This window comes from Nonomuraea wenchangensis (assembly GCF_900111685.1).
GTDB lineage: Bacteria > Actinomycetota > Actinomycetes > Streptosporangiales > Streptosporangiaceae > Nonomuraea > Nonomuraea wenchangensis.
On the sequence record NZ_FOHX01000014.1, the window covers coordinates 23,661 to 40,599 of the forward strand.

General features: G+C 73.4%; 14 protein-coding genes. 12 read left to right on the plus strand and 2 right to left on the minus strand.

Annotated elements, in window-relative coordinates:
* Positions 1-2: 2 nt before the first annotated feature.
* Positions 3-5,297 (minus strand): FtsK/SpoIIIE domain-containing protein, encoded by a 5,295-nt coding sequence (locus BMW85_RS33550; RefSeq protein WP_091089631.1) that lies wholly within the window; start codon positions 5,295-5,297, stop codon positions 3-5.
* A 386-nt stretch (positions 5,298-5,683) separates the two neighbouring features.
* Between BMW85_RS33550 and BMW85_RS33555 the strand changes: the two genes are divergently transcribed.
* From BMW85_RS33555 to BMW85_RS33610, 12 genes are all read left to right on the plus strand, one after another.
* Positions 5,684-6,355, plus strand: a complete 672-nt coding sequence (locus BMW85_RS33555; protein WP_091089633.1) for a hypothetical protein — start codon at positions 5,684-5,686, stop codon at positions 6,353-6,355.
* Position 6,356: 1 nt separating this feature from the next.
* Positions 6,357-7,073: a hypothetical protein gene (locus BMW85_RS33560; RefSeq protein ID WP_020545802.1), complete on the plus strand. Its 717-nt coding sequence runs from the start codon at positions 6,357-6,359 to the stop codon at positions 7,071-7,073.
* Complete coding sequence (locus BMW85_RS33565) at positions 7,070-8,365, plus strand: TadA family conjugal transfer-associated ATPase (protein ID WP_091089635.1); 1,296 nt, start codon at positions 7,070-7,072, stop codon at positions 8,363-8,365. The genes BMW85_RS33560 and BMW85_RS33565 overlap by 4 nt, the downstream gene beginning before the upstream one ends.
* 3 nt (positions 8,366-8,368) lie before the next feature.
* Positions 8,369-9,217 carry a type II secretion system F family protein gene (locus BMW85_RS33570; RefSeq protein ID WP_091089638.1) on the plus strand — a complete coding sequence of 283 codons (849 nt, stop codon included), beginning with the start codon at positions 8,369-8,371 and terminating at the stop codon, positions 9,215-9,217.
* Positions 9,210-10,133, plus strand: coding sequence for a type II secretion system F family protein (locus BMW85_RS33575; RefSeq protein WP_091089640.1), 924 nt, complete (start codon positions 9,210-9,212; stop codon positions 10,131-10,133). Before BMW85_RS33570 ends, BMW85_RS33575 begins: the two co-directional genes overlap by 8 nt.
* Positions 10,130-10,357, plus strand: a complete 228-nt coding sequence (locus tag BMW85_RS33580) for a hypothetical protein (protein ID WP_091089643.1) — start codon at positions 10,130-10,132, stop codon at positions 10,355-10,357. The genes BMW85_RS33575 and BMW85_RS33580 overlap by 4 nt, the downstream gene beginning before the upstream one ends.
* Positions 10,341-10,784: a TadE/TadG family type IV pilus assembly protein gene (locus BMW85_RS33585; RefSeq protein WP_245775214.1), complete on the plus strand. Its 444-nt coding sequence runs from the start codon at positions 10,341-10,343 to the stop codon at positions 10,782-10,784. Before BMW85_RS33580 ends, BMW85_RS33585 begins: the two co-directional genes overlap by 17 nt.
* Complete coding sequence (locus BMW85_RS33590; protein WP_091089648.1) at positions 10,781-11,173, plus strand: TadE/TadG family type IV pilus assembly protein; 393 nt, start codon at positions 10,781-10,783, stop codon at positions 11,171-11,173. The genes BMW85_RS33585 and BMW85_RS33590 overlap by 4 nt, the downstream gene beginning before the upstream one ends.
* Positions 11,170-11,571: an Rv3654c family TadE-like protein gene (locus BMW85_RS33595; RefSeq protein WP_245775215.1), complete on the plus strand. Its 402-nt coding sequence runs from the start codon at positions 11,170-11,172 to the stop codon at positions 11,569-11,571. The genes BMW85_RS33590 and BMW85_RS33595 overlap by 4 nt, the downstream gene beginning before the upstream one ends.
* Positions 11,572-11,641: 70 nt before the next feature.
* Complete coding sequence (locus tag BMW85_RS33600; protein ID WP_245775216.1) at positions 11,642-14,458, plus strand: bacterial transcriptional activator domain-containing protein; 2,817 nt, start codon at positions 11,642-11,644, stop codon at positions 14,456-14,458.
* A complete protein-coding gene (locus BMW85_RS33605) occupies positions 14,455-15,096 on the plus strand; it encodes a hypothetical protein (protein WP_143082493.1) in 642 nt (213 codons plus the stop codon). The genes BMW85_RS33600 and BMW85_RS33605 overlap by 4 nt, the downstream gene beginning before the upstream one ends.
* Positions 15,093-16,022, plus strand: a complete 930-nt coding sequence (locus tag BMW85_RS33610) for a hypothetical protein (RefSeq protein ID WP_245775217.1) — start codon at positions 15,093-15,095, stop codon at positions 16,020-16,022. The genes BMW85_RS33605 and BMW85_RS33610 overlap by 4 nt, the downstream gene beginning before the upstream one ends.
* Here the strand turns inward: BMW85_RS33610 and BMW85_RS33615 are convergent.
* Positions 16,016-16,906, minus strand: coding sequence for a hypothetical protein (locus tag BMW85_RS33615; protein WP_143082494.1), 891 nt, complete (start codon positions 16,904-16,906; stop codon positions 16,016-16,018). The two genes, BMW85_RS33610 and BMW85_RS33615, sit on opposite strands and share 7 nt — an antisense overlap.
* Between the last annotated feature and the right edge of the window lie 33 nt (positions 16,907-16,939).

A 16,939-nucleotide genomic window follows, 5' to 3' on the forward strand; every position in this document is an offset into this window, starting at 1 on the left:
AATCAGCCGATGTCGGGAAGGGCGGCCTGGATGGGCGTGATGGTGCCGGTCGTCACCAGGAAGCCACGTCCGGGCGGCCCGCCCACCGTCCCCCGAGGTAACCGGATGTTGAACAGGTCCCCGTCCGTCTGTCCCTGCACCGCGAGCAGCACCCCCGTACGGGACTTGCGGGCCTCGGCGACGAACCCGCGGTAGGCGACGGCCAGGTCCCCGGTCGTGCCCGCGACGAGCAGGGCGTGATCACCATCGCGCCCAGAACGCAGCACCTCCTCCAGAGCCATCCCCAAGGGAGAGTCGGCGTTGACCAGCTCGGCATCGTCCACGAGGACGACGTAGTCGTGCAGGTCGGCGACGAGCTCCGCCAGGTTGCCCGCGTTGCCGTCCAGCACCGCCAGCAGCCCGTCAAGGCCGCGCAGTGGGCTGCGGCGGGGCGTGACGGCGATGACCGGCGTCCCCCGCTCGATCAGGGACCGGGCTGCCGTCAGCAGCGCCGACGACCGCCCCGAGCGGGCCGGCCCGGCGATCACGGCGGCCGGGCCGTGGGCGAGCAGATCGAGCCCCAGCGGCGCCAGAGCGTCGCCCCCGGCGCCCACAAGGGCCCACAGCGGCGACGGCGGCCTGAACGACGGATCCAGGCCGAACGTCTCGGCCACGGTGATGCGCATCGGCAGCGCGTCCACCCGCAGCGGCGGCTGCCCGGGCCACCGCCACCCGCCCCGCCCTCCGGACGACGAGACCGCGTGCGCCGCCCCGCCCCGCCCGTACCCGCCGCCCGCCCCCGTACCAGTGCCAGTGGCGGAGTCGTACGAAAGGGGGACGGGGACGGCGCGGGCGAGTGACTGCAACGCCGCCACCTGCGCGGGCCCCGCCGGATCGGGGGAGAGCAGGGCGATGTGATGCTCGATGATGCCGTGGTCGCCGAGGGACAGCGCACGCCCCGGCGGCACCGAAGAGGGCAGCCCCTTCAGCGGGAACCCGGCGAGCCCGTAGTCGGCGGAGTCGGACAGGCGGAGCAGCAGCCGGTCGTCGAACACCGTGGACACCTGGCCCAGCAGCCCTGACCGGTCGCTGGTGATCACGGCGCGCAGCCCCACAGCCGGGCCCTCGCGCAGCAGCTGCAGCAGCGCCTCTATCAGCCGCCCGTAGTCGTAGCTCTCGAAGGCGGCCACGAAGCCCTCCCACCGGTCCATCATGAACACCAGCCAGGGCAGCCGATGCCCGGCCTGCCGGTATTCGGCCAGCGAGGCATGGCCCGCTTCGGCCAGGAGCTGCTGGCGGCGGCCGATCTCGGCGCGAAGCCGGTTGAGCAGGCGTTCGACCCGGTCGAGCTGGTCCCGCGTCACCACCGCGCCGCAATGCGGCATCGCCACCAGCGGCAGCAGCGCCCCGGACCCGCAGTCGATCGCGTGCAGGTGGACGTCGGCGGGAGAGGTGTGAGCGGCGATGGAGCCGGCGATCGTCCGCAACGCCGTGGACCTGCCGCTGCGCGCGGCGCCCGCGATGAGCAGATGCCCGCCGTGCGCCAGGTCCAGCGTCAGCGGCTTCCGGTCCTGCGCCCACGGGCGGTCAGTGATCCCGAACGGCACCGGCTCCACTTCCACGAACACGTCCTCCTCCACCCCACGGAAACCCACGCGGGAGTCGGCACCGAGATCAGCGACCGCCGAGATGGCGGGGCCGGTGGCAGGCGGTATGCCGAGGTCGGGGGCGGCCGGGTCGGTGGCCGCCGGGGCCGTGGGGTCAGTGGCGGGTGGGGCGCCGAAGCCGGAGGGTGGCGTCGGGCCGGGCCGGGACACGGGCGGTGCTCCGGTCACGGACGCCGGATGCACGTTCGCCTTCCCCGGCCGGCCGGAGCTGTCGAACGACGGCTGCCCGGAGCCTTTCACCCGGGCCCGCGCCTGAAGCGGGTCACCACGGAAGGGCACCCCCGACGCCTGCAACGGCGGCCCATCGGCAGCACCGGGGGCAGGTGCCCCGCCAGCGTCGCGCAAAGGCCCCCCAGCGCCGTCGCGCGCAGACGTTCCAGCATCCTCGTGTGTGGATGCTCCAGCCCCGTCGTGCGCAGACGTTCCAGCCCCGTCGTGCGCAGACGTTCCAGCCCCGTCGTGCGCAGACGTCCCAGCGCCGTCGCCTGCCGGCGCTCCAGCGGCGTTCTCCGAGAGCGGGCCGGAGGCGTCGTACGCGGGCGTTCCGCCGAGGGCGGGTGCAGGTGCGCGGGCAGGGGCGGGCAGGGGGAGGACGAACAGGGTGGGGAGGGGGTCGAGCCAGGGGCTGGGCTGTGGTGGGACGCCGGTCAGCCGGGCGGCCTCGATCAGGGCGTCGGCCACCAGCGTGAGGTCAGTGACCGCCGACTCCTCCTCGGACCGCGGCGCCCGGGGAAGGGCGCGGCCCAGGGCGCGCCAGCCCACGTCGATCACCCGGACGTCGGCGGTCGGCGTCCCGCCCCCGGCGGCGGGCAGGGCGGGGCTGCGTCCGCCGACCCGGGCCGTCTGTACGGCGACCGCCGCCCCCACCCCGGAGCGCACGTAGCACCGGCCGGGGGTGTTCTTGGAGATCTGGGCGGCGTCGGGCAGGTCGATGACGTCGGACGACTCGGCGGGCTCGGTGACCCGCAGCGCGATGCGCAGCGACGTGTTGGCCTGGATGTCGGCGGTCACCACCCCGGCGGGCCGCTGCGTGGCGAGGATCAGGTGGATGCCCAGTGAACGGCCCCGGCGGGCGATGTCGACCAGCCCGGTGACGAAGTCGGGCAGCTCGGCCACCAGCGCGGCGAACTCGTCGATGATCAGCACCAGCCGCGGCAGGGAGACGGGCCCGGCGTAGTCGTCGAGGTCCTTCGCGCCCGCCTGGAACAGCAGGCGCTCGCGGCGGCGGATCTCGGCGGCCAGCGAGTCGAGTGCCCGCTGCGTCAGGTGGCCGTCGAGGTCGCTGACCATGCCGACTGTGTGCGGCAGGCGTACGCACTCCTTGAAAGCCGCCCCGCCCTTGTAGTCGATCAGCACGAACGTGAGCTGGTCGGGCCGGTTGGCGACGGCCAGCGCGCAGATCAGCGTCTGCAGCAGCTCGGACTTGCCGGCGCCGGTGGTGCCGGCGATCAGCCCGTGGGGGCCGTCGAGCCGGAGGTCGACGGTGAACGGCCCGTCGGGGCCGACGCCGATGAGCGCCTGCGTGGAGCCGTGGGCCCGCCATCGGGCGGCCAGCTCCGGGCCGGACGGGCTCGGCAGGCCCATCAGGTCGAGCAGGCGGACCGCGTCGGGCAGGTCGCCCCCGGGGGCGTCGCGGCTGACGTCGCGGATGGGGGAGAGGGCCCGGGCCAGGCGATCGCACCAGGCGGGCGAGACGGCGTCGCCCAGCACCGGGCCGATGACATCGAGGCCGCCGCCGCGCAGGTGGACCAGCCCGTCGGGGCCGCAGGCCGCCACCGTCTGGCACTCCTCGGGCAGCAGGCGCTGGTCGTCGTCGATGGCGAGGGTGTAGACGCCGGAGCGCGGCCCCTGGCGCAGCACCTGCGGCATGTGGGGCAGGCCGCGCAGCACCTGGGCGCCGTCGAGGATCACCAGGATGTCGTAGGGGCGTACGTCGTAGGAGGAGAAGGCCGGTTGGTCGGCGCCGGTGCCGCCGAGGTCGTCCCAGCCGGTGGGGATCTTGCCCAGCTCGGGGATCTTGGTGTTCTGGCGCTCGTCGATGAGGGCGGCCAGCTCGGCGACGCGGCGGGCGGCCGACTCGGGATCGACGCCGATCAGCGCCAGGCACTCCTCGCCGCCGCGCGGCCCGCAGTGGGGGAGCCAGCGCAGCCAGCCCCAGCGGTCCTCGGCGTCGGGGTGCGCCGAGATGAGCACGATGGCGAGGTCGCGCGGACTGTGCAGGGTGGCGGCCTGGGCGACGAGCCAGCTCGCCAGGCCGCCGGCGAAGGCGCGCGGGCCGGTGACGCCGGCCACGCCGAGCCGCCGCATCGGCAGCGCCACCGGCACCGAGCGGCACGTCGGCGGGTCGAGCGGCCCGCCCTGCTCCTCCGTCAGCTGCAGGTCGGCGGGCAGGTCGGCGAGGCCGACCCGGAGCCGCAGCGCGTCGGTGTCGTGGATGCGGCGCTCCCACAGCCGCCGCCGCGGCCCGGTGGCCGTGAGCAGCACCTGGGCGGGGTCGGGCGCGTCGGCACGGCGGGCGGCCTCGTCGGCCACGCGGGCGCGCTCGACGGCGGCGTCGTATTCCGCGAGCCGTTCGCGGTGCTCCTTGAGCGCCTTCTTGTGCTGCTTCTTGCCGTGGCGGCGGTCGCTCCACCACTGGCCGATCATGATGACCGGCGTCATGAGCGCGACGAGCAGGTAGTACCAGACCTGGAGGGCCAGGGCGAGGGTCACTCCCAGCACGGCCGGCAGGAACGCGGCCAGCAGCTGCAGCCGCATCCCCTCGCTCCTGGACGGCTCCTTCGGCCGGACGAACGCGCGCTGCGGCTCGGGCCTGCGCAGCCGCGGCGGCCGGTTGTAGGCCACGCCGCCCTCGCCGAGCGGCGCCAGGTGAGCGTCCTTGGGCTCGACCGCGGTCAGCACGAACACCGACGAGCCGCAGGTGAGCACCGCCTGGTCGAGCCAGGCAACGGGCTCGGTGAGCGGCCGGCCATCGAGCTCGGGCACCTCGGTGTAGCCGGCGGCGTGCTCGGCCGCCTCGCGCTCGGCGACCCGCGCCGTCAGCTCGGCCACCTCGTCGGCCCACCGCCCCTTGAGCTTGGGCTTGGGGGCCTCGTCGCGGGCCCGCCAGGTGCGCTCGACGGTGATCGCGTCGGGCGTCACGCGGACGGTGACCGCCTCGGGCGCGAGCGCGGGATCAGGGACGGCGATCGCGCACATGGGGTCGGCACCGATGACGTGCGCCCCGAGCCCCAGCCGGTGGACGGCTCCCGCGCCGGGACCGCCCACCACGCGCACCTCGGCCACCCCGCCAGGCTCCTCGATCACCGTTGCCCTGGCCAGGCGGGGGTCGAGGGTGACCTTGTCGCCGTCGCGCAGCACGGACGCGGCCCTGGCCCGCGGGTCGAGCGGCCGCCCGTCGCGCCACACGACCGGCTCGTGCTCGACGGGCGGGGCGGCGAACTCGGCCCGGCGCGGCGGCGGCACGCGCATCGCGTCGGCGCCGGGCGCCGCCCCATAGGGGGCGCGGGACTTGGGCAGCCGGACGACCTGCGCCAGGGGCGCGGGGTCGCCGAGCGCCGCGCCGATCGCGGCCACGGTGGCGTCGTCGTCGCCGTCGATCACGACGTCGCGCTCGCCCTGCCCGCCGAGCACGGTGAGCATGATCCGCATCGCTTGGGTCCCCTCGCTCGACGCCGGACGGCATGGATGCCTGAGGCATAGGTGTCGGACGGCACTAGCTGTCGTACGGCATGGCTGCCGGGCGCCAAGGTAACGCCCGCGGCGAGATTAGACCCGCCGGTTGACGTCACCGGCATGAGAACGCGGTTCTGTGGATAAACGCGCGCGAGTGGAGTGACTTATGTGACGCAAGTGACCGGCATAACGGGGAAAATGCCCTTCCGTCAACTGGATAGAAAAAATAGGCATCGATTATCGCCTCTTGACATCTCGCCACCTGCGAAACGAGCATTGGTCCTCGCATTCCGGCCACGCCGCACCGACATGCCCCACATAATGGCGGGGATTCCTTAATTCACTTTGGGAGCCCCCCACCCATGAGGACCAGTGAAAAGCCTGCCGTCAACGCGGCGGCGGGGTTGTCCGGCCCGGCCTCGCGCAAGCTCCCCGTGCCACCCAGAGAACGCAAGCCGGCTCTGGCCGCGCTCGCCGTCCTGCTCATACTCGGCGGCGCGCTCGCCACGACCCTGCTCGTGCTCAACAGCGGCGGCCGCGTCTCGGCCATCAGGGTCATACAGCAGGTCGGGGCCGGTCAGAAGTTCCCGCCCGAGGCGCTCGAAGAGGTCAAGGTGGCCGGCGAGGGCGTCGACTACGTGAGCTGGTCGCAGCGCGAGCTGGTCACGAACAGCTTCGCGACGGTCACGATCCTCCCCGGCACCCTGCTGACCAACCGGATGGGCGTCCGCGCCAGCACCGAGCTCGGCGAGGGAAAGGCCACCGTCGGATTGGCACTTAAACCCGGCCAAATGCCGGCGGGCATTGAGCGGGGAGACCGCGTTCAGGTCATTTACGTGCCCAGCCGCACCAGTCAGGGGCAAACCCGCGTTCTCGCCCCCAACGCGCTCGTCTTCTCCGCCGGTGGCGACAAGTCCAGGTCAGGAAATTCCGGCCAGATCACGGTAGTGGTGGATTCAACGGCCGCACCGGAAATAGTGGGTTTCGCCTCCAGTGGCGAGATCGCCGTCGCCGAGCTTCCGGGGGCACGCTGACGTGGGACTGATCGTGCTGGCCGCCGACAAGGGCGCGCCGGGCGTCACCACGGCCGCGACGGCACTGGCCGCCGTATGGCCGCGGCCGGTGCTGCTGGCCGAGTGCGACCCGGCCGGCGGCGACCTCGCCTACCGCCTGCCCGCCGCCGACGGCGGGGTGCTCAACCCCGGCAAGGGCCTGCTCACCCTGGGCGCCACCGCCCGGCGCGGCCTGGAGCCCGCCCAGATCCACCAGCACACCCAGAAGATCATCGGCGGGCTCGACGTGCTGGCCGGGCTCACCCACGCCGAGCAGGCCGCCGGCCTCACCTGGCTCTGGGGCCCGCTCGGCCGGGCGCTGGCCGCGATCCCCGACGCCGACGTCATCGCCGACTGCGGCCGGCTCGGCGCCCACCCCCAGCTCGGCGACCTGCTGGCCGAGGCCGAGCAGGTCGTGCTGCTCACCAGGGCCACCCTCGACCACGTCGCCCACCTGCGCGAACGCCTCCAGGTCACCAAGGCGCACGGCGTCGTCGTCATCGCCGACCCGCGCGCCTACCGCGCCTCCATCGACGACGTACGCAGGATCGTCGGCCCGAGCGTCCAGTTCGTCTACGGCCTGGCCCACGACCCCAAGGGCGCCGAGCTGCTGCGCGGCCAGTGGGGCGGCCGGCTCGACCGTTCCCTCCTCATCCGTACGGCCCGCGACCTCGCGGCGAGGCTGGTGAGCCACCGATGATCGATCACCTGCTGGTCAAGCGCTTCCGCCAGGAGGTCGGCGACCGCCTGGCCCACCAGCGCCGGCTCGACCAGGCCAACGGCCTGCCCGCCATGACCGGCGAGGACGAGCGCCAGTTCGCCAGGGCGCTGATCTCGCAGGTCCTGGAGGAGCACGCGCGCAACGAGATCGGCCTCGGCCGCACGCCGCCCACGGTCGAGGAGGAGGAGGCGCTGGCGGCCGGCATCCACGCCGCGCTGTTCGGCGTCGGCCGCCTCCAGCCGCTGCTCGACGACGCCCAGGTCGAGAACATCGACATCAACGGCTGCGACCGCGTCTTCGTCAGCTACGCCGACGGCCAGGAGGCCATGCACGACCCGGTCGCCGAGTCCGACGACGAGCTCGTCGAGCTGATCCAGATCCTGGCCGCGTACTCAGGGTTGTCGAGCCGGCCGTTCGACACCGCCAACCCGCAGCTCGACCTGCGCCTGCCCGACGGTTCGCGGCTGAGCGCGGTCATGGACGTCACCGTCCGCCCCGCGATCTCCATCCGCCGCGCCCGCCTCGGCAAGGTCTTCCTCAGCGACCTCGTCGGCAACGGCACGGTCGGCCCCGACCTCGGCAGGTTCCTCAGCGCGGCCGTCGCCGCCCGCAAGAACATCATGATCGCCGGGTCCACCAATGCCGGCAAGACCACCCTGCTGCGGGCCCTGGCCAACGAGATCCCGGCCGGCGAGCGCCTCATCACCGTCGAGCGCGCCCTGGAGCTGGGCCTCGACCAGTTCCCCGAGCTGCATCCCAACGTCGTCGCGTTCGAGCAGCGCCTGCCCAACTCCGAGGGCCAGGGCGAGATCTCCATGGCCGAGCTGGTCCGCCGCTCGCTGCGGATGAACCCCAGCCGCGTCATCGTCGGCGAGGTGCTCGGCGACGAGATCGTCACCATGCTCAACGCGATGACGCAGGGCAACGACGGCTCCCTGTCGACCATCCACGCCAACTCCAGCATGGAGGTCTTCAACCGCATCGCCACCTACGCGCTCCAGGCCGGCGAGCGCCTGCCCATCGACGCCACCCACATGCTCATCGCCGGCGCGATCGACTTCGTGGTCTTCGTCGAGAAGCGCAACGACTACCACCGCGGCGGCACCCTGCGCCGCTACGTCTCCAGCGTCCGCGAGGTCAACGGCTGCGACGGCCGCGTCCTGTCGAGCGAGGTGTTCGCGCCGGGCCCCGACGGCTCCGCCGTGCCGCACGCGCCCGTCTCGTGCCTGGACGAGCTCATGGCGCACGGCTACACCCCGGGAGGATGGTGACCGATGGGCCTGACCATGGACCCGTTCGCCCTGCTCGCCGGCGCCCTGGCCGGCGGCGGACTGTTCCTGCTGATCCTCTCCCTGTACGGCATGCGCCCCCGCCCGCCGCAGCCCCAACGCCACCTGGTCAGGATGCTGACCACGCGCGGCGCGGTCGCCGCCGTGGCCGCCTCGCTGGTCCTGCTCATCACCCGGTGGCCGGTCGCGGCGGTGGGCACCGTGCTGCTGGTGTTCGCCTGGCGCGGGCTGTCGGGCGGCGCGGCCGAGGAGCGGGCCGCCATGCGCCGCCTCGAAGGGCTCGCCGCCTGGACCGAGTCGCTGCGCGACACCATCGCCGGCGCGGCCGGGCTGGAGCAGGCGATCCCGTCGTCGATCAGGGCCGCCGCGCCGACGCTCCGCCCGCACCTGCGGGCCATGATCGACCGGCTGCACACCAGGATGGCGCTGCCCGAGGCGCTCGCGATCTTCGCCGACGAGCTCGACGACCCCTCCGCCGACCTGGTGGTGGCCGCGCTCATCCTCAACTCCAAGCTGCGCGGCCCCGGCCTGCGCGACGTGCTCGGCGCGCTCGCCGTCTCGGCCCGCGAGGAGCTCGACATGCGCCGCCGCGTCGAGGCCGAGCGCCGCGCCACCCGGCGCAGCGTGCAGATCGTGGTGATCACCGCGCTGGGCTTCGCCGCGCTCCTCGTGCTGTTCAACGGCGACTACGTCGAGGAGTACGACGACCCGCTCGGCCAGGCCGTCCTGGTGGTCGTCGCCGCGCTGTTCGGCGCGGGGTTCGCGTGGATGCGCCGGCTGGCCGGGTTCGACAAGCCGACGCGGCTGCTGACCGGAAGGGGCGGCGATGGTTGAGGGCGCGCTGGCCGGAGCCGCGCTCGGGCTCGGCCTGTTCGTACTGGTACGCGCGATCTTCCCGGCCCGCCCCGGGCTGGTGGCGCGGCTGCTCGCGCTGGACGCCGTACGCGAGGACGCCGGCGCGCCGCGCATCCAGCTCCTGCTGCCCGAGGAGGAGGTCGGCGCGTTCCGCCGCAACCTCGGCGTACGGCTGGCCGCCCTCTACGCCGCCCGCGGCTGGGAGGTCAGGTCCGTACGCTCGGACCTGGCGCTGCTCGGCCGTTCCTTCGAGGCGTTCCTCGCGACCAAGGCGCTGCTCGGCGCCGCCGGCCTGCTGGCGTTCCCGCTGCTGCTCGGCTGGCTGATGCTGATGGGGTGGGGCAGCTCGCCGGCCATCCCGTTCTGGGTGGCGGTGCTGGCCGCGGTCGTCTTCTTCTTCCTGCCCGACCTGCAGATCCGCAAGGAGGCCGCGGCGCGCAGACGCGACTTCCGTCACGTCGTCGGCGCGTTCCTCGACCTCGTGTCCATGAACCTGGCCGGCGGGCGCGGCGTCCCCGAGGCGCTGATGATGGCGGTGACGATCAGCGGCGAGCAGCCCAACTGGGCGATGGGCCGCATCCGCGACGCGCTGAGCGGCGCGCGCATCGTCGGCATCACCCCCTGGCAGGCGCTCGGCCAGCTCGGGGAGGAGATCAACGTCGACGAGCTGCGCGACCTGTCGGCGGCGCTCGGCCTGGTGGCCGACGACGGCGCCAAGGTCCGCTCGTCCCTCACGGCCAGGGCCGCCACCCTGCGCCGCCGGGAGCTGGCCGAGATCGAGGGACGCGCGGGCGAGCGCTCGCAGTCGATGCTCGTCGCCCAGCTCCTGCTCTGCGCCGGTTTCGTGATCTTTCTCAGTTATCCCGCCGCGATGAAGATGTTGGGGGTCTCATGAACCATCCCTGGATCGTCTATCTCCGTGCGTGCCTCGCCGTACGCGTCCACCGGGCCAGGACCGCCCCCACCCGGGGCGCCTCCGCCGTCGAGTGGGTGATCATCACCGCCATCATCGCGGGCGTCGCGCTCGGGCTGGCCACGCTGATCAGAACGCTGGTGGAGCAGCAGCAGGGCCAGATCGAGCAGAGCTTCGGCGGTGGCGGCGGTGGCGGCGACGAGTAGCCCGCGCCGCCGCGCCCGCGAACGTGGCGCCAGCGCGGTAGAGCTGGCGCTGCTCATGCCGGTCATTCTCGCGGTGGCACTGCTCATCGTGCAGGTGGCGCTCTGGTTCCACGCGCGTCAGGTCGCCGAGGCGGCCGCCCAGGAGGGGGCGCGCGTGGCCAGGGCGGCGCCGATCGACTCGGCCGGCTGGGAGGGCACGGCCACGGCCAAGGCCACCGAGATCGTCCGCGCGATCGGGCCACGGCTGCTCGGCGGCGCGACCGCCACGACGTCCGAGAGGGAGCCCGACGAACGGTTCGTCACCGTGACCGGCAGCGCCGTACAGGTCATCCCGCTGCTGCCGTCACTGACGTTCACGATCAGCGCGACCGCCGGCGGGCCCGTCGAGTGCTTCCGCCCCGACAACGGGGGCGAGGACTGCGAATGAGGGCCGATCGCGAGCGCGGGTCCATGGCCGTCGAGACGGTCATGCTGGCCCCGGTCTTCCTGCTGTTCCTGCTGTTCCTGGCCGGGGCCGGGGTGCTGGTGGAGTCGCAGGGCCGGGTCAACGGCGCGGCCAGGGACGCCGCCCGCGCCGCCTCCGTGCAGCGTACGTTCGACGACGCCCAGGGGGCCGCCGACGCCATCACCCGGGCGACGCTCACCGGCCCCTGCGGCTCGCCGGCCGTGTCGCTGGACGGCTCCGAGTGGGAGCAGGGCGGGCAGGTGGAGGCCGTCGTCACCTGCGAGCTGGACCTCGGCTTCGCCGGGTTCGGCGCCAAGCGGCTCACCGGCACCGCCGTCGTGCCCCTGGAGCAGTTCAGGAGGGTCGAGTGAGCGAGCGGGGGTCCATGTCGGTGTTCACCGTGCTGTTCTCGGTGGTCGCGTTCCTGCTGGCGGGGCTGCTGGTGGACGGCGGCGGGGCGATCAACGCCCGGCTGCGGGCCGCCGACGTGGCCGAGCAGGCCGCGCGGGCCGGCGCCGACCAGATCGACGAGGACGTGCTGCGCACCAGTGGCGAGACCCGGCTGCTCGGCGAGGACCGCGTGTGCGCGCGGGCCGACGAGATCGTCGCGGCCCAGGGCGACGACGTACGCGCCGGCCGCTGCGCGGTGCAGCAGGAGCAGGTGACGGTGAGCGTGTCGGTGCGCTGGCAGGCGTTCTTCCTCGGCGCGATCGGCTTCCCCGGATCGGACATGACCGGCGAGGCCACAGCCGCGCCCCAAGCGAGATAGACCGAATGGCTTCACTCAGTGGCACGCGGAACGCGCGAGGCACCACGCTGAGCGGGCGAAAGGAGAGGCGATGCCGACGCGAGAGCCGGCGCGGCCCCACGGGCGTCCCGCCGGGCGCCCCGGTGGGCGCACTGCCGGGCGTGCCCACGGGCGGCACAGCCCCGCGCGCATCCCGGCCAGGCGCGGCCCCGGCGACGTGCTCGCCGGGCTCGGCGCGCTGGTCCTGCTGGTCGCGCTCGTGGGCGGGGTGCCGTACGCGCTGCTCAGGTTCGTCGGGCCGCCGATCGACCCCGAACAGTTCGACGTGCGGACGCTGCTCAGCCAGGCCGGGCCGAGCACGATCACGGCGGTGCTGGTCCTGCTCGTGTGGCTGGCCTGGTTCCAGCTGTTCGTGTGCGTGCTCGTCGAGGTGTACGCCGGCGTCCGCAGGGTCGGCATGCCCGCCCGCGTGCCGCTGTCCGGCGGCACCCAGGCGCTGGCCAACAAGCTCGTCGGGGCCGTGCTGCTGCTGTTCACCGCCGGGGCCATGGTCGCGCCGTTCGCGAAGCTGGCGCCGGCGCCCGTCGCGCCGCCGGTGACGACGGTGGCGTACTCGGCGCCGATCGTCGAGAAGGCGACGCTCGACACCCAGCAGACCAAGAAGGTGTACGTGGTGCAGCCGCCGCACGGGCGCCACCACGAGAGCCTGTGGGAGATCGCCGAGAAGTGCCTCGGCGACGGCCGCCGCTACCACGAGATCTACCGCCTCAACCAGGCCAAGGAGCAGCCCGACGGCTCCCGGCTGCGGATGGCCGACCTGATCAGGCCCGGCTGGGTGCTCGACATGCCGGACGACGCCCGCCACACGCACACCGTCCCTGTCGGCCAGCCGCGCGAGCAGACGCTGCGCGACCATCCCGGCCGCGCGGAGGTCTCCCGCTCGGTCGAGCAACGCGCCGACCGCGCCGAGCAGAAGGCCGAGCAGAAGGCCGAGCAGAAGGCCGAACAGAAGAAGGACGTCGAGCGCCGCGCCGAGAACAGGGGCGGGGCCAAACACCGCCTGCCCGAGCAGGACCGTCGGCTCCCCGAGCAGGAGCGGCGGGAGCAGCCGGTGGTGCGCGAGGCCCAGTCCGGCGAGCTCATGGACTACCTCGCCCCCGCCTCGCTGGCCGCCGCCGGGCTGCTGTTCGTGCTCTCCCGCCGCCGCCGCGAGCAACTGTGGAGCCGGCTGCCCGGCCGCCGCGTCGTCCGCCCGCACGGCGACGCCGCCGAGGCCGAGATCGCGCTCCGGCTGGGCGGCGACGCGCCCGGGGCCCGCATCCTCGACATCGGCCTGCGGCTGCTCGGCGCCGAGCTGGCCGCCCGGCACCGCACCCCGCCCACCGTGTACGCCGCCCACCTGTCCGCGCGCACGCTCGACCTGTGGGTGCACCCGCCCGACCCCGACCCGCCCGCGCCCTGGACCGCCCAGGACGGCGGCCAGGTGTGGCGGCTGCCCGCCCACGAGGGCCGGCTGCTGGAGGACCAGCCGGGCGGCGCGCCGTACCCGGGGCTCGTGTCCATCGGCGTCAACGCGGGCGGCCGGGTGCTCGTGGACCTGGAGGCGGCGCAGGGCCTGATCAACGTACGCGGCCCGCAGACCACGGCCGCCCTGGCCGCGATCGCCGTCGAACTGGCCACGAACCGCTGGTCCGACCGCATGCGGGTGACGCTCGTCGGGTTCGGCGAGGAGCTGACCGCCATCGCTCCCGACCGGATCAGGGCCGTCGGCGGCCTGGCCGAGGTGCTGCCCGAGCTGGAGGCCGCCGCGGCGCCGCGCGAGCAGGTGCTGACCGGCCGGGTCACCGGCAGCCCGCGCGAGGCCCACTACCTGCTGTCGGCGGTCGCGCCCACGCACGAGGAGGCGCGCCGGCTGGCGCTGCTGGCCCGCAGGGACACCGCCGGGTACGTCGTCGCGGGCGACATCCCGCACGCCACCTGGACCCTGGAGATCACCGACGACGGCAAGGCCCGCATCGCCGAGCTCGGCTTCGAGGTGGAGGCCCAGCTCCTGCCCCGCCGCCACTACCGGGCGCTGGTCGAGCTGTTCCGCACCGCCGGCCGCATGGAGGGCGAGCCGATCCCCGAGCCGGAGCCGCTGGTCGGGCTGCACCCGCCGGCCGTCGAGATCCGCCTGCTCGGCCCGGTCGAGGTACGGGGCCTGCGCCCGCTGGAGGAGGGCCGGCTGGCGCTGGCCGCCGAGATGCTGGTCTACCTGGCCACGCATCCCGGCGGCGTGCACCCCGTCGTGCTCGGCGGCGTGTTATGGCCGCGCGGCGTACAGGACCTGGTCAGAGACGCCACGATCGCCCGGGTCGCGGAGTGGCTCGGGCCCGACCACCTGCTCACGGACGAGGCCGGGCGGCTGCGGCTGGGGCCCGAGGTGCGTACGGACTGGATGTTGTTCCGCGAGCTCGTCCGCCGCGCGCGCGGCGACGCGATGGCCAGGCCCGTCCTCCTGGAGAAGGCGCTCGGCCTGGTCAGGGGCCCGCTGCTGGCCGGACGGCCGCCCGGCAGGTACGCCTGGCTGGCCGCCGAGGACCTGGAGTACGACGTGGCCGCCGGGGTGGCCGACGCCGCCCACCAGCTCTGCGAGCTCCGGCTCGCCCAGGACCGGCCGGACGCCGCGGTCGCCGCCGTCCGCCAGGCGCTGCTGCTCGCGGCAGACGACGAAGGGCTCTGGCGCGACCTGCTGCGGGCCACGCACGCCACCCAGGACGGCGTCCGGCTGCGGGCCGTCGTCGAGGGCCTGACCCGGCGGGCCGCCTCGCACCCGTACGGCGGCGCACTCGCCCCGGAGACCGAGGCGCTGATCGAAGAACTGCTGCCCACGTGGCGCATCCACGTCGTGAGGGAGTCATCGGCATGAGACGAGCAGCGATGGTGCTGGTCTTACTGGTTCTGGCGGGCTGCGGCCAGCCGGAGCGGCCGTACTCGCCGGGGGCCGAGCCCTCGGCGGACGGCAGCGGCACCGCCCGCGCGGCGGCGCCTACGGAAAGCCCCCAGGAGGGGACCGGCGAGGAGGAGACCCTCAAAGGGAAGGGCAAGGAGACCGTCGCCATGGGCGGCGGCAAGTTCCGGGTGGAGATCGACTGGCCCGCGAAGCGGGACCCGCTGGCAGAGGTGGGCGCCGCTTACATGGTGGCCATGCGCAAGGCGCTCGTCGCCGGCAGCGATCGGCCTTTGCAGGACATCGACATTGAACTCACCGCCGCCCAGGCCGCGTACGAGTGGGTGAAGTACTTCCTCGACAGGAAACAGACGGTGCGCGGCGTCGCCCGGCTCTACGACCTGCGCGTCTCCAGGACGGGCAAAGGCGCGGTGATCGACATGTGCGTGGACGAGGCGGGCATGCGGTTCGTCTCGGCGCGCACCGGTAAGGCCATCTCGCCCCGCCCCGACTGGCTCGACACCCCGTACCTCCAGTCCCTCGCCATGCATCGTGGCGACGACGACGTGTGGCGGATCAGGGACGTCCGCGCCGACCTGAAAGGGTGCCCCGCATGAACCCCCTCCTTTCCGCGACCGTCGCGGGCCTGCTCGCCCTCACCGCCGGGCTGGCGCCCAAACCGGACCCCGGCCGGACGATCGACGAGGGGCGGACGAAGGGCGTCGTGCTCACCCACTCGAAGATCGTCATCTCGGGTGACGCCAAGGGCGGGAAGGCCGACGGCTACGTGCTCAAGCGGCCCTGCTGGTACGAGCCCGGCCAGGGGGCCGAGGAGATGCTGAAGACGCAGGAGAGCCTGCGCGACTTCTTCTTCAAGTTCACGAAGGACGCGACCGACGAGAAGTTCGAGAAGTTCCTGGAGCAGTTCAAGGAGCGGGTCGGGCAGCAGGGCCGCTGGTGGGGCCCCGCGTACGACTCCTCCGACCCCAAGGGCCTGGCGTGCTTCAGCGCGCTGGACCCGTTCGTGTTCGTGCCGCCGGGGCAGACGCCGCCGGCCGGGATCACCGTGCGGGAGCTGGCCGAGATCGCGCGGGCCGCGCTGACCGTGCCCGAGCCGACGGTCAGGCTGAGCCCCGACGCCAAGAGCTACGTCAACCTGCCGACCTGGGTGTGGGTGGAGGGCATCGGCGCGCCGCGCAGGTCGGTGACGGCGACGATCCCCGGGGTCATGAGCGCGACCGTGGTCGCCACCCTCCAGGAGATCAAGATCGACCCGGGCACCAGCGGCGACCGGGCCGAGGTCACCGTGAGCGGCTGCGGCGCCCAGGGCAAGCCGTACGTGAAGGGCGGCACGTTCTCCTGCGGCGTGCGCTATCTGCGCTCGTCCGTGGACCAGCCGCAGGAGAAGTACACGCTCACCGTCACCACCGTCTGGCCGGTCGCCGTCCAGGGGGACGTGGCGGTCCAGTTCGCGCCCGTCGAAGTGGGCACGAGCCGGGACGTGCCGGTCGGCGAGATCCAGAGCAACGTCCGGCCTCAGTGACCGGAACCGGCCTCCTTCTCGAAGAGCTCGTCGGCGCTCTCGACGGTGAGGGCCCTGTCGACCCAGGCGAGCAGGAGGTCGGGGTCCTCGCAGGTGTGGATGCGTTCCCGCGCCTCCTCGGAAACGGCGAGCCCCCGCCCTTCGAGGATGCGTAGGACGGCCTTGGCCTCCCCCTGCGCGATCCCCTGAGCGATGCCATGGTCGACCCACTCGCGGACCAGTTTGCTTCGGGGCTCGTAGTTGGTGCCCATGGCCATCGAGATCTCCTTGAACTTGGCGACGACGAACTCCGGCAGCACCGAGAGCACGAGGTCAGAATAACTTTTGAGCTCCTCGGGCAGGTGCTCATGCGCATCGTGGAATGTCTGCAGGACCTTGAAACCCTCCTCGGTCGAGCCGTGCACGATCGCGGAGAGAGCGGTGAGCTCCGGCTCGGCGACGGCCCTCTCGAGGTCGGTGATCATCGGAACCTGCTCCGGGCCGAGGACGATCGGCCGGAGGGACCATCCCGGGTGACCCATGTCGATCGGCCGGCCGCACTTGACCGCCACCCGCGTGTCCGGGCAGAAGACGAGCAGCGTGCACGGACATTTGAGCCGAGCCCGTAGCGTGGCCAGGTAGACCGGCCAGGACCAGGTCTTCTCGTCGCGATAAGCGCGCTGGACCTCCAGCACGATGCCGGACAGCGGCTTGCCGTCGGCCAGGACCACGACCGAGTCCGCGCGGTATTCGGTCGGGACGCAGTCGGTGAAGTCGGGGCTCTCCAGCCGGGCCTCGTCGAAGTCGGGCACCGGCACGCCCATCTCGGTGAGCAGCGTGGCCACCAGCGATGGGCGGTTGCGTACTAGTTCGAGCAGGAACTCGTGTTCCTGTGTGGGGGACATGCCGAACACATTACCGAATGCGATTGATCCATC